Raw genomic sequence first — 13,141 nt, 5'->3', positions numbered from 1 at the left:
AGAATTCGTATGTAGCCCCTCTCCTGCCGGGAGAGGGGTTGGGGTGAGGGTTCGTGCGAAGCATCGTGCCGTTTGGGTGCACTTGGCTTCGCCCGTACCCTCATCCGGCGCTGCGCGCCACCTTCTCCCGAGGGGAGAAGGGGAAAGGTGTCAGCCGACGCTGCCTTCTAAGGAAACTTCGAGCAGCTTCTTGGCTTCCACCGCAAATTCCATCGGCAGTTCGCGGAACACCTGCTTGCAGAACCCATCCACGATCAACGACACCGCGTCTTCCTGGCTGATGCCGCGTGCGCGGCAGTAGAACAGCTGGTCGTCGCTGATCTTGGAGGTGGTGGCTTCGTGCTCGACTGTGGCGCCGGGATTCTTCACCTCGATATAGGGAAAGGTGTGGGCGCCGCACTGCTTGCCGATCAACAGCGAATCGCACTGGGTGTAGTTGCGCGCGCCATCGGCGTTGCGATCCACCTTGACCAGGCCACGGTAGGTGTTCTGGCCGCGGCCGGCGCTGATGCCCTTGCTGACGATCTTGCTCTTGGTGCGCTTGCCGATGTGGATCATCTTGGTGCCGGTATCGGCCTGCTGACGATGGTGGGTGAGGGCCACCGAGTGGAACTCGCCCACCGAATCGTCGCCCAGCAGCACGCACGACGGGTACTTCCAGGTGATCGCCGAGCCAGTTTCGACCTGGGTCCAGGTCACCTTGCTGCGGTCGCCACGGCATTCGGCACGCTTGGTGACGAAGTTGTAGATGCCGCCGCGGCCTTCCTCATCGCCCGGGTACCAGTTCTGCACGGTCGAATACTTGATCTCCGCATCTTCCAGCGTCACCAGTTCCACCACGGCCGCATGCAGCTGGTTTTCGTCGCGCATTGGCGCGGTGCAGCCTTCCAGGTACGACACGTAGGCCTTGTCTTCGCACACGATCAAGGTGCGCTCGAACTGGCCGGTGTGGCCGGCGTTGATGCGGAAGTAGGTGCTCAGTTCCATCGGGCAACGCACGCCCTTGGGAATGAACACGAAGCTGCCATCGGAAAATACGGCCGAGTTCAGCGCGGCAAAATAGTTGTCGCCCACCGGCACCACGCTGCCGAGGTACTGTTTGACGATCTCCGGATGCTCTTTGATCGCCTCGGACATCGAGCAGAAGATCACGCCCTTTTCGGCCAGTTCCTTGCGGAAGGTGGTGCCGACCGAGACCGAATCGAACACTGCATCCACCGCAACGCCGGCCAGCCGCGCGCGCTCGTGCAACGGCACGCCGAGCTTGTCGTAGGTGTCGAGCAGTTCCTTGGGCACATCATCCAGCGACGCGTACTTCGGACCCTTGGGCGCGGAGTAATAGCTCAACGCCTGGAAATCGATCGGCGCGATCTTCAACTTGGCCCACTCCGGCATCGGCATTTTCAGCCAGTGGCGGTAGGCCTCCAGGCGCCAGTCGGTCATCCATTGCGGCTCTTCTTTCTTGGCCGACAGTGCACGGATGATGTCTTCGTCCAGACCGGGCGGGAGCGAATCGGATTCGATCTCGGTGATGAAACCGGCGTCGTAACGTCGGCCCAACCGTTCGAGGATCTGCGCATTCTGCGGGGGGGCAAGTTCGGTGGCCATCGGCTGCCTACTGGGTCAGGTGGTCGCGACGCGCGCGGCGATGGAACGCCGACGGTTGTCGCCAGGGAGGGAGAGGGGGTGCAGCATCTGCGCCAGGGTCACGCGACGCAGGGCATCGCCCACTACATCGTTGATCAGGCGCCAGTTGGAGCGCACACCGCATTGGTGGGCGATCCCGCATTGACTGTGGTCCTGGCTGCATTCGGTGATGGCCAGCGGCCCTTCCATGGCTTCGACGATCTCCACCAGGGTGATCGCGCTGGCCGCACGTGCAAGCCGGTAGCCGCCGTGCACGCCGCGCAATCCTTCCACCAGGCCAGCCTGCGACAACGGCTTGAGGATCTTGCTGACGGTGGGCGCTTCCAGGCCGGCCTGTTCGGCCAGTTCGCTCGCGCTGAGCACCTGGTCGCTCCGTGCAGCCAGCACCGTCAAGACAACGGTGGCGTAATCGGTCAATTTGGTGACGCGCAACATGCGAGGACGGTGAATCCCTAAAGCGGACCGAAATTGTACTCTTTTGCTCCGCTCAGTCCAACCGCGCGGTTCAGCCGCCGGAAAGGCCAGCCCGTTGCGGTGGCCGGTGCGCTTGTGCTTGGCGCGTGGGCGCGCTGCGGTCACAATGAGCGGCCCCATCACCGGACCCTTTCATGTCGCGCAAAGTTGCCGCCCGCAAGTCACGTATCCATGGCAATGGCGTGTTCGCCGTCGCTGCGCTCAGCAAGGGCGAACGCATCATCCAGTACAAGGGGCGCCTGCGGACGCATGCCGAAGTGGATGCCGACGACACCGGCGATGTGGAAAGCGGGCACACCTTTCTGTTTACGCTGAGCGATGACTACGTGCTCGACGCCAACTACGAAGGCAACATCGCGCGCTGGATCAACCACAGCTGCAATCCCAATTGCGAAGCGGTGATCGAAGAGGCTGAAGGCGACGACCGCAGCAAGGACAAGGTCTTCATCGAAGCCAAGCGCGCAATCAAGCCGGGCCAGGAGTTGACCTATAACTACGGCATCACCCTGGGCGAGCGGCACACGCCGCGCTTGAAGAAGATCTGGGAATGCCGCTGCGGCTCGAAGAATTGCACCGGCACCATGTTGCAGCCCAAGCGCTGAGCAACGGCGCGCGGCGGTCGGCATGACGCGGCGCGCACATCGGTTCACGGATGCGCAACACGCGCATTCCTAGGGTGCAGGCTCCTTTGCAGATTGAGGAGTTCCTCATGACCCATTCGCTCTCCGGCAAGACCGTTGCCGTGCTCGCGACCAGTGGCTTCGAACAATCCGAGCTGCAGGAGCCCAAGCGCTTGCTGGAATCCTGGGGCGCCACCGTCGAGGTGATCGCGCCCGGCGACGATGCACAGATCCGTGGCTGGAACCACACCGACTGGGGCGACAGCGTGCCGGTGGACACGCCCCTCGCGCAGGCCAAACCCGACCGCTACGACGCGCTCGTGCTGCCAGGCGGTGTGATCAACCCGGACAACCTGCGCACCAACGCGCAGGCGATTGACTTCATCCGCAGCGTTGCGGCCAGCGGCAAGCCGGTGGCTGCAATCTGCCACGGGCCGTGGTTGCTGGTGGAAAGTGGGCTGGTGCGCGACCGCAAGGTGACGTCGTGGCCGTCGGTCAAGACCGATCTGAGCAACGCGGGCGGCCGCTGGGAGGATGCCGAGGTGGTAGTGGATGGCCAGCTGATCACCAGCCGCAAGCCGGACGATATTCCTGCATTCACCGATGCGGTTGCCAAGGCACTGGCTGCCTGAGGTCACGCAGCAGCTATAAAAGAGAGCCCGGTGCATCGCTGCGCCGGGCTCTTTTAATTTCACGTTGGCAGATGCGCGGTGCGCTCGCAGCGCCGATCGGTTACTTGCCTGGCATGGCGCCGGCCGGTACCAGCTGCTCGATATCCTGGTTGAAGTTCACCGCCAGCCGGCCGTTCTGGATCGCCACCGACTCCACCTGCACATTGCCCATCACGGCCGCAATGGCGGGATCGATCTTGTAGATCGGCTCCTTGCGTGCGTAGTCGGCCAACCACGCGTTGAGCAACTGGCGCGTGCTGCTGTCCAACTTGGCACCGGCGTTGGCGGGGCGGAAATCATCGACCGTTGGCTGGTCGAGATAAAACCCCTGCTTTGCCGTGTCGTAACGCAGCGCGCTGCTCAAGGTGACGTTGCCCACCGGCGCCGGCGCGCCGCCGGCCGTGGCCAATGCAAGGTCGAACGCCATCTTCAAGCGGTCGCCAGGTGGCAACGACAGTGCCGGGTTGCTGACCGTCATTTCGATCAGCCCACCCAGCGCATCGTGCGTCTGCGGGAAGCGCCCGCCCAGGTACTGCTGCACGTCGGCGGCCTGCACGCTGATCTGCCGCCCCTGGATTTGAGGCGCCGCCCACGCTGCGGACGGTGGCATCGCCAGGGCGAGGGCAAGCAGGGATCCGGCAACTAAACGCAGTTTCATCGGGCAACTCCGGCGGTGGATGGCATCACCTTAGCCAGCGCCGGTGAACCACGGGTTAGCGTGCTGCGGTGTGGCGGGATGAGTACGACACTGCGTGCCGCGGTGGTTGGGGTGCTCGCAGCGAATGCGCTTCGGTGTTGTGGGCGTCGACTGCGGATCTCGCGTATCGCCACTTCTGACTACGAATGTCCAGTTGCGTGGACGGCGGCTTTAACGCAGCACCGGCTGCAGGGTGGCCGAATAGATTTCCCAGGTGTCGCTGCCAACGCGTGGCTGCAGACGGTAAGCACCGACCAGCCGTTCGGTGCCGGTCGTGGTGCGCACGGCCAGCTGCACCGGCACTTCGATCAAGCGCGGCGGGTGCTGTTGGTCCAGCGCGATCGGCGGATCGTTGTTGATGCGCAGGCTGATGATCTGCCCGATGTTGCGCAGCACCGCATCGTCCGGCACGGGTGCGGGATGGCCGCCGGTCCACAGGGCATCCGCATCGGCACGTGCAGCACCGGGCAGTGCGCCCAGATAACGGTGCACGGTTGCGCTTGCTTGCGCGTAGTTCGCACTTGCAAGCGCCTGTTTGGGATCGGTGGCGGTCGATGCAGCGCCGGGACGCTCGCTGGCCACGGGCGATGCCGCAGTTGTGGCGACAGTCGCCGATGCAGGCGAGCCGTTGGCGGCCTGTGGTTCGGGCGTGCGCTGGCAGCTACAGCCGGCCAGCAGCAGTAGCGAAAAGACACTGATCAGTTGGCGCATCGCCGCTCCCCGTCACGATCGGCGCAGTGTAGCGGCAGTTGGCACCGCGCGGATCAGCGCCCGGCAGCGGGATGCACGCGTTGCAGGCGCTCCAGCAATAGCTGCAATTTCGGCCGTAGCGCGTCCAGGGCATTGCTGGGCCGCGCGCGTGGGCGCGCCGCCAGGTCCTCGAGCAATTGCGAACCGACGGTGAGCGCGGCGCACTCGTCACTGCTCAGGTCGCGGCGCAGGTGCAGCTCTTCGAACAGCCGCATCCAGTCCGCGCGCGAGCGCTGTTCGAACTCGATGGTGCAGCGGTCATGGCAGGGGCTGCCGTCGTTTTCGATGGGCGTGACCGTAATGCGATAGCGTTTGCGGGACATGGAAGGTCGCGTCACTGTGGGGCTGGCTCCACCATAGGCGCGCATGCGCAGGGTCTCGATAGGCCGGGCCATGACGCAGTGTTCCAGCGCGCTCAGGGTGCCTGCTGTGGCGCGGGTTGCCGGAGCAGTGGCAACGGATCGTACGCACCGTTGCGCCCATAGATCCCGTAATGAAGATGCGGCGGCGTACCACGCGCGTTGCCGGTGGTGCCGACCATGCCCAGTGCAGTGCCGGGCTCGACCACATCGCCGACTGCCAGTCCGGGTGCCCAGTCGTCCAGGTGCGCGTAGTAGTGCCGTTCCATCGCCGGCCCAAGCACCCACACCTGTTTGCCACCCAGCCCTGTGTCGCGAATGGAACTGACTACGCCACGGGTGGCAGCCACTACCGCTGTGCCGCGCGGCGCGAAGATATCGACACCGGCATGGCTGCGGTCGCGTCCGCGTGGGGCGCCGAAGGTGTCGGCAATCTGGCGACCACGCACACCGTCTACCGGGATGTGCAACTGCGTGGGTGCCGGCATTTGCGATAACTCCCAGCTGGTGCGCAGGCGTTCGGCCATCGGTGACAGCCAGGCCCAGCGCGCGGCAACACCCAGCGCGCACAGCATCACGATCGATACCAGCAGGTGGCGCACGCGTCTGGCTGGGCTGCGGGTGGGCGATGGCGCGGTCACGGGCACTCTTGGTTGCGAACTCACCGCCAGGGTAGGGCAGCGGCGATGAGTGCGATGTGGTGTGCCTGTCAGGAGGCGGAGAAGACGTGGCAAACGCGCAAAAAAAAGACGGCCCTAAGGCCGTCTCGATCAAACCGGATGCAGCGCGATTACAGCGCGGCGTCCTTCAGACGCTTCATCGCACGGACCTTCAGCTTGCAGGTCGCAGGCCTGGCAGCAAACACCTGCTCTTCCTTGGTGAACGGGTTGATGCCCTTGCGCTTCGGCTTGGCCGGCACGTTGACCGAGGTGATCTTCAGCATGCCCGGCAGGACGAACGAGCCGACGCCCTTCTTGCTCAGCGACGCGTGCGCGGTGGCTTCCAGCGACGCCAGCACGGCGCGGACGTCCTTCGGCGCCAGCTGGGTGGTTTCGGCGATGTGCGCGACCAGGCCGGTCTTGCTCAGGGCTTCCTTGATCGGCTTCGGCGCGGCGGTCTTGCTAGCGGCCTTGGCCGGCTTTGCGGTCTTGGAGGCGGCGACCTTTTTCACTGCCTTCTTGGGGGCAGCCTTCTTAGCGGCGGTTTTTGCCATGAGTTATGTGTTCCGTATTCGTTGGTGGTGTTTGGGTCTGCCGACCCAGTCGGCAACGCGAAATGTAGGGCAACTGCCGCGCGCCGCCAATAGGGAATCGATGAAACAACACGAAAAGACCGACCTGGCACGGGCATTCGTTCACTGGACGCCAAAAAACACGAGAAAAAAGCGCTGTGGGTTCGCTTGGCGTGGGATGCTACGCGCGGTCTGACGCACAGCAGCAGGTCAAGATGACGCGGCATGGATCGCGGATTGGCGCAATCTGGGCAGCTGCTGCGCAGGCGCATGTCGATCAATGCGTTCGCTTGGCAAGGCATGCCTCGACCCAGCCAGGGCGCCGTGGTCGAGCAAAGGGCGCATGCCAATGTGGCGAAGCATGGCGTGCGTGCTCCCTGCCAATCGATTGCAGGCGCCAAACGAAGCGCATTCGATGAAGCCGGGGCTCGCATCATTCCGCATTCGGACAGCGATGCGCCGAATAGCGCGTTTCCAGGCAAGCGAGCGATCCAGCCAGCCAGCGACGACGCATCGCTCCCGCGGATCAGTCGTTCGCTGCCGACAAACTGCGGCCGCGTTCGGTCGCCGCGGCAATCGCGGTGGCGGTCAACGCTTCGAAACCGCCGGCCTGGAATTCCTCGATCGCGGCCTGCGTGGTGCCGTTGGGGGAGGTCACGCGCCGGCGCAATACCTCCGGTGCTTCGCCGGATTCGGTCAGCATGCGTGCAGCGCCGAGCAGGGTATGCAGCACCAGCGTGCGGGCGGTCTCGGCGGGCAGGCCTTGCGCGCGCGCCGCGGCCTCCATCGCTTCGGCCAGCAGAAAGACATAGGCCGGGCCGCTGCCGGACACCGCGGTGACCGCATCCATCTGTGCCTCGTCGTCGAGCCAGACGGTGACGCCAGCGCTTTCCAGCAGCCGGGTTGCCTGTGTGCGCTGCGCCGCGCTGACGCGTGCATTGGCGTACAGGCCGGTCACGCCGGCGCCGAGCAGGGCCGGCGTGTTGGGCATGGCGCGCACCACGGCGGCCGTGCCGCCGCACCAGCGCTCCAGTTGCGTTGCGGTGATGCCCGCGGCGATCGACAGCAGCAGCGGATGCTGTTGCTGCGCGAGATCGGCCAGCTGCGTGCACACGGTGGACATGACCTGCGGCTTGACCGCCAGTACCCAGAGTGCGGCGCCCTCCACGGCGCTGCGCGCGTCGTCGAACACTTGCACGCCGAAGTCAGCGGACAGCGCCTGACGCAGTTCGGCGACCGGCTCGGCGACGCGGATGGCGCTGGCCGGCGCGCCCTGGCGCAGCAGCCCGGCGATCAGGCTGCGCGCCATGTTGCCGCCACCGACAAAGGCAACCACCGGAACATCGCCGTGTGCAGCCACAGCTGTGGAGGAGGAAGGCTGGGTCATTGCAGCACCATCAAGAAGGAGGAAGGAAACGGCCGACGTGTCAGGCGGCCGGTGGCGCGTTGCGCTGGCCAAATAGCGCCGTGCCCACGCGCACCATGGTGGCGCCGGCCGCAATGGCATCGGCGAAATCCGCGCTCATGCCCATCGACAAGGTATCTGCCTGCGGATACTGGCTGCGCAGTGTCGCGAACAAGGCCTGCATGCGCGCGAATGCCTGGTGCCGGCGCGTGACCTCGGGAAACGGCGCGGGAATCGCCATCAATCCGCGCAGCTGCAGTGGGGGGTGGGTGGCAATCTCCGCGGCCAGGACGTCGATCGCCTCCGGCGCGCAGCCGTGCTTGCTGTCCTCATCGTCGATATTGACCTGGATCAGCACATTCAAGGGCGCGCGGCCGTCCGGGCGATGCCGGGCGAGCAGTGCGATCAGCTTGGCGCGGTCCACGGTCTGCACCCAATCGAAACACTGGCTGGCCATGTCGGCCTTGTTGGATTGCAGGTGGCCGATCAGGTGCCACTCCAGCTGCAGCGCTTGAAGCTGCGCGATCTTGGTGGCCGCTTCCTGCACATAGTTCTCGCCGAAGGCCTGCTGGCCTTGCGCGGCTAACCCGGCCACGGCGTCGGCCGGCTGGGTCTTGGACACCGCCAGCAGGCGCGCGGGCGCGGCGTTGGGAGGGGCTGCCGCCTGGATGGCGGCCAGCATCTGGTGCAACGAGGAAGCGGGCACAGGTCAGCCAACGGGTAAGCAAGGCGGCCATAGTGCCGCGCCCGTGCCTTTCCTTCCAGTTGTGCCGGTGCGCGCCGGGCGCGGCGGATCTTCCTCGCGGCGAGGTGGGGTGGATAAAGGCGCGCTGCGGCAAACGATACCGCCGCCCCGGACATCGGAAACGCCGGCCATCGGCATTCATGCTGGCGGGCTGAACCGACGCACGGCGCGCTTCCAGGGCGCTGCCAGAACGCTATACTGCCGGCCGGGGAGTATCTTCCAATCGCAGCCTAGGGGAAAAGCAGCGCATGGATATCGCTGAACTATTGGCGTTTTCTGTCAAGAACAAGGCATCGGACTTGCACCTGTCTGCAGGCTTGCCGCCGATGATCCGTGTCGATGGCGATGTCCGCCGCATCAATATTCCGGCGTTGGACCATAAGCAGGTGCACGCGCTGGTCTACGACATCATGTCGGACAAGCAGCGCCGCGATTACGAGGAATTCCTCGAGGTCGACTTTTCGTTCGAGATTCCGTCGCTGGCGCGTTTCCGCGTCAATGCGTTCAATCAGAACCGTGGCGCCGGTGCGGTGTTCCGTACCATTCCCTCCGAAGTGCTGACCCTGGAAGACCTGGGCTGCCCGCCGATCTTTCGCCAGTTGATCGACCAGCCGCAGGGCCTGATCCTGGTGACCGGCCCGACCGGGTCGGGCAAGTCGACCACGCTTGCCGGCATGATCGACTACATCAACAAGAACGAATACGGCCACATCCTCACCGTCGAGGATCCGATCGAATTCGTGCACACCTCGCAGAAGTGCCTGATCAACCAGCGCGAAGTGCACCGCGACACGCACGGCTTCAACGAGGCGCTGCGTTCGGCCTTGCGTGAAGACCCGGACATCATCCTGGTCGGCGAGTTGCGCGATCTGGAAACCATCCGCCTGGCACTGACCGCCGCGGAAACCGGCCATCTGGTGTTCGGCACCCTGCACACCAGCTCGGCGGCCAAGACCATCGACCGCATCATCGACGTGTTCCCGGCCGGCGAAAAGCCGATGGTGCGCTCGATGCTGTCCGAATCGCTGCGTGCGGTGATTTCGCAGGCATTGCTCAAGAAAGTGGGCGGCGGGCGTACCGCAGCATGGGAAATCATGGTCGGCACCCCGGCCATCCGCAACCTGATCCGCGAGGACAAGGTGGCGCAGATGTATTCCTCGATCCAGACCGGCCAGCAATACGGCATGCAGACGCTTGACCAGCATCTGCAGGACCTGGTCAAGCGCAGCCTGATCACGCGCAACCAGGCGCGCGAGTACGCCAAGGACAAGCGGATATTCGAGTGACTCGGGAATAGGGAATCGGGAATGGGGAATTGCAAAAGCACGTTTCCCTGACCGGTCCCGGTTTCCAGCTTCTCCAATTCCCGATTCTCGATTCCCTATTCCCTGCTCCGAGGGAGCACGCCATGAGCACCATCGACTTCACCTCCTTCCTCAAGCTGATGGCGCACCAGAAGGCGTCGGATCTGTTCATCACCTCTGGCATGCCGCCGGCGATCAAGGTGCATGGCAAGATCAGCCCGATCACCCAGACGCCGCTGACCGCGCAGCAGAGTCGCGACCTGGTGTTGAACGTGATGACGCCCTCGCAGCGCGAGGAATTCGAAAAGACCCACGAGTGCAACTTCGCCATCGGCGTGTCCGGGGTGGGGCGGTTCCGTGTGAGCTGCTTCTATCAGCGCAACCAGGTGGGAATGGTGCTGCGTCGGATCGAGACGCGCATTCCCACCGTGGAGGAGCTGAGCCTGCCGCCGGTGATCAAGACACTGGCCATGACCAAGCGCGGCATCATCATCTTTGTCGGCGCTACCGGTACCGGCAAGTCGACCTCGCTGGCGGCGATGATCGGCTACCGCAACCAGAATTCCACCGGGCACATCATCACCATCGAAGACCCGATCGAATTCGTGCACAAGCACGAGGGCTGCATCATCACCCAGCGCGAAGTCGGCATTGATACCGATAGCTGGGAAAATGCGTTGAAAAACACCCTGCGCCAGGCGCCGGACGTGATCATGATCGGCGAAGTGCGGACCCGCGAAGGCATGGACCATGCCATCGCCTTCGCCGAAACCGGTCACCTGGTGCTGTGCACGCTGCATGCCAACAACGCCAACCAGGCGATGGACCGCATCATCAACTTCTTCCCGGAAGATCGCCGCAATCAGCTGCTGATGGACCTGTCGCTCAACCTCAAGGGTGTGGTGGCGCAGCAGTTGATCCCGACCCCGGATGGCCGCGGCCGCCGCGTGGCGATGGAGATCATGCTGGGCACGCCGCTGGTGCAGGACTACATCCGCGACGGCGAGATCCACAAGCTCAAGGAGATCATGAAGGAGTCCACCAACCTGGGCATGCGCACCTTCGATCAGAGCCTGTTCGAGCTGTACCAGGCGGGCGAGATCAGCTACGAAGACGCACTGCGCTACGCCGACTCGCAGAACGAGGTGCGCCTGCGCATCAAGCTCTCGCAAGGCGGCGATGCCAAGACGCTGTCGCAGGGGCTCGATGGCGTGGAGATTGCCGAGGTTCGGTAAGGCGCACGGCCACGCTTCATGACGCGGCGGCGTTGCGACCAACGCTGCGCGTACCAACGACGCGCTGCGGTCAGTCTGGGCGCGTCGTGCTTCGCAGCCAACGCTGGCGATTGAGTGCAGTGGGGCGCCAAGCCAGTGCAGCCATGCATCCACCAGTGATCGGTGGCTGACGTTTCAGATGTAACCAGGGTGGCCGATAGTGTCTAATATCCGCACCCCACCGCAGTTCCCAGACCCGTGAGCCTTCCCGATTCCGATCTCCGTCCGGAGCAAGAGCCGTTGCCCGACGACGGCGCCGTGTTCACCTCCGGCCCGCTGACGCCGCCGCCGGATTCGGCCGGTACCAGCGCCGATGACCACGCCTATCACCACTCGGTGGCCGAAGATGCGCAAGGCATGGTGCTGGCCACGTTGGTGGCCTCGCTGGGGCTGGCGATCTTTGCCAAGGGCGGCCTGATGATCGGTGGCATGGCCGGGGTGGCGTTCCTGCTGCACTACGCGCTGCACTGGAATTTCGGCCTGGTCTTCGTGCTGGTCAACCTGCCGTTCTATTGGTTGAGCGTGCGCCGCATGGGCTGGGAATTCACCCTGAAAACCTTCGCCGCGGTGGGCGCCTGCGGGGCCTTGACCGACCTGCTGCCGCGCTGGGCCGACTACGCGCACATGAGCACATTGTTTGCGGCAGTGGTGGGCGGTGCGCTGGCCGGGCTGGGCATTTTGTTCTTCATTCGCCACCGCGGCAGCCTCGGCGGCATCGGCATCCTGGCGGTGTATCTGCAGCGCGAGCGCGGCTGGAGCGCGGGCAAGGTGCAGATGAGTTTCGACGCGATGCTGATGCTGGTCGCGTTCTTCGTGCTGACGCCGGACAAGGTGCTGTATTCGGCCATTGGCGCGCTGATGCTGAGCCTGGTGCTGATGTTCAACCACCGGCCGCACCGCTATATGGGCGTGTGAGCGCGCAGCGGAGTTACACGACCTCCTCGCGCGCCGGGCAGTCGGTGGGCAGGTCCAAACGCTGCATCAGGCCGCGCGCATCGAACGGTGCATGCACCTTCATGTCGTTGTCGAAGTAGCAGTACACGTCGCGCCGTGCGCGCTTGCTGGCGCGCGGCCCGACACGCTGGGCGTCGGAGGGCTCACCGCCTGCAGCCCAGGCCGCAATCCGCTCGCCCCAGCGGTCCAGGGCGTGGTCGCTGTAGCCGCTGGCATAGAGTTGCGCGTCGCCATGCAGCCGCAGGTAGACGAAGTCAGCGGTGACATCTTCGAGATACGGAAATTTGCCAGCGGTATCGGCCACCACCACGCCCACCTTGTGCTTGCGCAGCAGCTTCATGCAGGACGGGTCGCAGAAGCTGGGGTGGCGCATCTCCAGCGCATGCCGTAGCGGGCGCTTGCGATCGATGCTCAGGGCCGTACGCCCATGCATCAAGGTGGTATCGCGTTTGCGCGCCAGGGCGAGTGCTGCCTCTGTATCGCGCGGCAGGCTGGAGAGAAATGCATCCAACACCGCGTCATCGAAGCGCAGGGTTGGCGGCAATTGCCACAGGATCGGCCCCAGCTTCTCGCCCAGCCGCAGCACGCCGGATGCAAAGAAGTTGGCCAGCGCCTGTTCGCAATCGCGCAGCCGCTTCATATGCGTGACAAAACGCGGGCCTTTGACCGCGAAGACGAAGTCGTCCGGCGTCTCGTCATGCCAGCTCTGGTAGCTCTCCGGGCGTTGCAGCGAATAAAACGAGCCATTGATTTCCACGCTGGGAAAACAGCGCCCGGCATAGGCCAACTCGCGCCGCTGGGCCAGGCCGGTCGGGTAGAACGTGCCGCGCCAGCGTGCATAACGCCAGCCCGAAATGCCGATGCGGATGCTCATGTGCCGACCATGCCGCGGCAGGTGTGCAGTGGTCGTGGATGCTGTGGCAAGGCCGCGTCATCTGGTGCGCCGGTGCGTGCGAGTGGATAAGCGGGGCGGCATTCTCGAAAGGATCGCGCCGCGCGAGGTGGGCGCA

15 protein-coding genes are annotated in these 13,141 nt (G+C 64.6%); 5 read left to right on the top strand and 10 right to left on the bottom strand.

The features are described from left to right. Window positions 1-150: 150 nt before the first annotated feature. Both sufB and XCC_RS14325 read right to left on the bottom strand, forming a co-directional pair. Window positions 151-1,608, bottom strand: a complete 1,458-nt coding sequence (sufB, locus tag XCC_RS14330; RefSeq protein ID WP_011037894.1) for a Fe-S cluster assembly protein SufB — start codon at window positions 1,606-1,608, stop codon at window positions 151-153. Between the two features lie 15 nt (window positions 1,609-1,623). Beyond that, window positions 1,624-2,082, bottom strand: coding sequence for an SUF system Fe-S cluster assembly regulator (locus XCC_RS14325; protein ID WP_011037893.1), 459 nt, complete (start codon window positions 2,080-2,082; stop codon window positions 1,624-1,626). A 173-nt stretch (window positions 2,083-2,255) separates the two neighbouring features. On the opposite strand from XCC_RS14325, the gene XCC_RS14320 reads away from it, so the two are divergent. Both XCC_RS14320 and XCC_RS14315 read left to right on the top strand, forming a co-directional pair. Beyond that, complete coding sequence (locus tag XCC_RS14320) at window positions 2,256-2,723, top strand: SET domain-containing protein (protein WP_016944109.1); 468 nt, start codon at window positions 2,256-2,258, stop codon at window positions 2,721-2,723. Between the two features lie 107 nt (window positions 2,724-2,830). Further along, window positions 2,831-3,373: a type 1 glutamine amidotransferase domain-containing protein gene (locus tag XCC_RS14315; RefSeq protein WP_011037891.1), complete on the top strand. Its 543-nt coding sequence runs from the start codon at window positions 2,831-2,833 to the stop codon at window positions 3,371-3,373. 100 nt (window positions 3,374-3,473) lie between these two features. Here XCC_RS14315 and XCC_RS14310 read toward each other — a convergent pair whose 3' ends face one another. The 7 genes from XCC_RS14310 to XCC_RS14280 form a co-directional block, all read right to left on the bottom strand. Beyond that, entirely contained in the window at window positions 3,474-4,070 is a 597-nt protein-coding gene (locus XCC_RS14310) for a DUF1439 domain-containing protein (protein ID WP_011037890.1), read from the bottom strand. A gap of 210 nt (window positions 4,071-4,280) precedes the next feature. Further along, window positions 4,281-4,820: a hypothetical protein gene (locus XCC_RS14305; RefSeq protein ID WP_011037889.1), complete on the bottom strand. Its 540-nt coding sequence runs from the start codon at window positions 4,818-4,820 to the stop codon at window positions 4,281-4,283. Between the two features lie 53 nt (window positions 4,821-4,873). Beyond that, window positions 4,874-5,182 carry a DUF3861 domain-containing protein gene (locus XCC_RS14300; protein ID WP_016944107.1) on the bottom strand — a complete coding sequence of 103 codons (309 nt, stop codon included), beginning with the start codon at window positions 5,180-5,182 and terminating at the stop codon, window positions 4,874-4,876. Between the two features lie 92 nt (window positions 5,183-5,274). Beyond that, window positions 5,275-5,865, bottom strand: a complete 591-nt coding sequence (locus XCC_RS14295) for a M23 family metallopeptidase (protein ID WP_011037887.1) — start codon at window positions 5,863-5,865, stop codon at window positions 5,275-5,277. A 143-nt stretch (window positions 5,866-6,008) separates the two neighbouring features. Then, window positions 6,009-6,431 carry an HU family DNA-binding protein gene (locus tag XCC_RS14290; RefSeq protein ID WP_011037886.1) on the bottom strand — a complete coding sequence of 141 codons (423 nt, stop codon included), beginning with the start codon at window positions 6,429-6,431 and terminating at the stop codon, window positions 6,009-6,011. Window positions 6,432-6,975: 544 nt separating this feature from the next. After that, window positions 6,976-7,836, bottom strand: coding sequence for a pyrroline-5-carboxylate reductase (gene proC / locus XCC_RS14285; protein WP_016944106.1), 861 nt, complete (start codon window positions 7,834-7,836; stop codon window positions 6,976-6,978). A 40-nt stretch (window positions 7,837-7,876) separates the two neighbouring features. Then, a complete protein-coding gene (locus tag XCC_RS14280) occupies window positions 7,877-8,560 on the bottom strand; it encodes a YggS family pyridoxal phosphate-dependent enzyme (protein ID WP_011037884.1) in 684 nt (227 codons plus the stop codon). Between the two features lie 287 nt (window positions 8,561-8,847). Between XCC_RS14280 and XCC_RS14275 the strand changes: the two genes are divergently transcribed. From XCC_RS14275 to XCC_RS14265, 3 genes are all read left to right on the top strand, one after another. Beyond that, window positions 8,848-9,885 carry a type IV pilus twitching motility protein PilT gene (locus XCC_RS14275; protein WP_003489919.1) on the top strand — a complete coding sequence of 346 codons (1,038 nt, stop codon included), beginning with the start codon at window positions 8,848-8,850 and terminating at the stop codon, window positions 9,883-9,885. 122 nt (window positions 9,886-10,007) lie between these two features. Continuing rightward, the gene (locus XCC_RS14270; RefSeq protein WP_005990431.1) at window positions 10,008-11,138 is read left to right on the top strand and encodes a PilT/PilU family type 4a pilus ATPase; all 1,131 of its coding nucleotides are present in this window, start codon (window positions 10,008-10,010) and stop codon (window positions 11,136-11,138) included. Between the two features lie 279 nt (window positions 11,139-11,417). Beyond that, window positions 11,418-12,092: a YitT family protein gene (locus tag XCC_RS14265; protein WP_014508435.1), complete on the top strand. Its 675-nt coding sequence runs from the start codon at window positions 11,418-11,420 to the stop codon at window positions 12,090-12,092. Between the two features lie 13 nt (window positions 12,093-12,105). Here XCC_RS14265 and XCC_RS14260 read toward each other — a convergent pair whose 3' ends face one another. Continuing rightward, the gene (locus XCC_RS14260; protein WP_011037882.1) at window positions 12,106-13,005 is read right to left on the bottom strand and encodes a DUF72 domain-containing protein; all 900 of its coding nucleotides are present in this window, start codon (window positions 13,003-13,005) and stop codon (window positions 12,106-12,108) included. Between the last annotated feature and the right edge of the window lie 136 nt (window positions 13,006-13,141).

The sequence above is a fragment of the Xanthomonas campestris pv. campestris str. ATCC 33913 genome (genome assembly GCF_000007145.1).
Lineage (GTDB): Bacteria > Pseudomonadota > Gammaproteobacteria > Xanthomonadales > Xanthomonadaceae > Xanthomonas > Xanthomonas campestris.
The sequence above is the reverse complement of the archived record's forward strand: the minus strand, read 5'-3'. Positions and strand labels throughout refer to the sequence as shown.

Bases quoted from the DNA above. Each gene is read 5' to 3' on its own strand.
- proC (WP_016944106.1), bottom strand. From the start codon at position 7,836: ATGACCCAGCCTTCCTCCTCCACAGCTGTGGCTGCACACGGCGATGTT.
- XCC_RS14310 (WP_011037890.1), bottom strand. From the start codon at position 4,070: ATGAAACTGCGTTTAGTTGCCGGATCCCTGCTTGCCCTCGCCCTGGCG.
- XCC_RS14260 (WP_011037882.1), bottom strand. From the start codon at position 13,005: ATGAGCATCCGCATCGGCATTTCGGGCTGGCGTTATGCACGCTGGCGC.
- XCC_RS14290 (WP_011037886.1), bottom strand. From the start codon at position 6,431: ATGGCAAAAACCGCCGCTAAGAAGGCTGCCCCCAAGAAGGCAGTGAAA.
- sufB (WP_011037894.1), bottom strand. From the start codon at position 1,608: ATGGCCACCGAACTTGCCCCCCCGCAGAATGCGCAGATCCTCGAACGG.
- XCC_RS14270 (WP_005990431.1), top strand. From the start codon at position 10,008: ATGAGCACCATCGACTTCACCTCCTTCCTCAAGCTGATGGCGCACCAG.
- XCC_RS14320 (WP_016944109.1), top strand. From the start codon at position 2,256: ATGTCGCGCAAAGTTGCCGCCCGCAAGTCACGTATCCATGGCAATGGC.
- XCC_RS14300 (WP_016944107.1), bottom strand. From the start codon at position 5,182: ATGTCCCGCAAACGCTATCGCATTACGGTCACGCCCATCGAAAACGAC.
- XCC_RS14325 (WP_011037893.1), bottom strand. From the start codon at position 2,082: ATGTTGCGCGTCACCAAATTGACCGATTACGCCACCGTTGTCTTGACG.
- XCC_RS14305 (WP_011037889.1), bottom strand. From the start codon at position 4,820: ATGCGCCAACTGATCAGTGTCTTTTCGCTACTGCTGCTGGCCGGCTGT.
- XCC_RS14315 (WP_011037891.1), top strand. From the start codon at position 2,831: ATGACCCATTCGCTCTCCGGCAAGACCGTTGCCGTGCTCGCGACCAGT.
- XCC_RS14275 (WP_003489919.1), top strand. From the start codon at position 8,848: ATGGATATCGCTGAACTATTGGCGTTTTCTGTCAAGAACAAGGCATCG.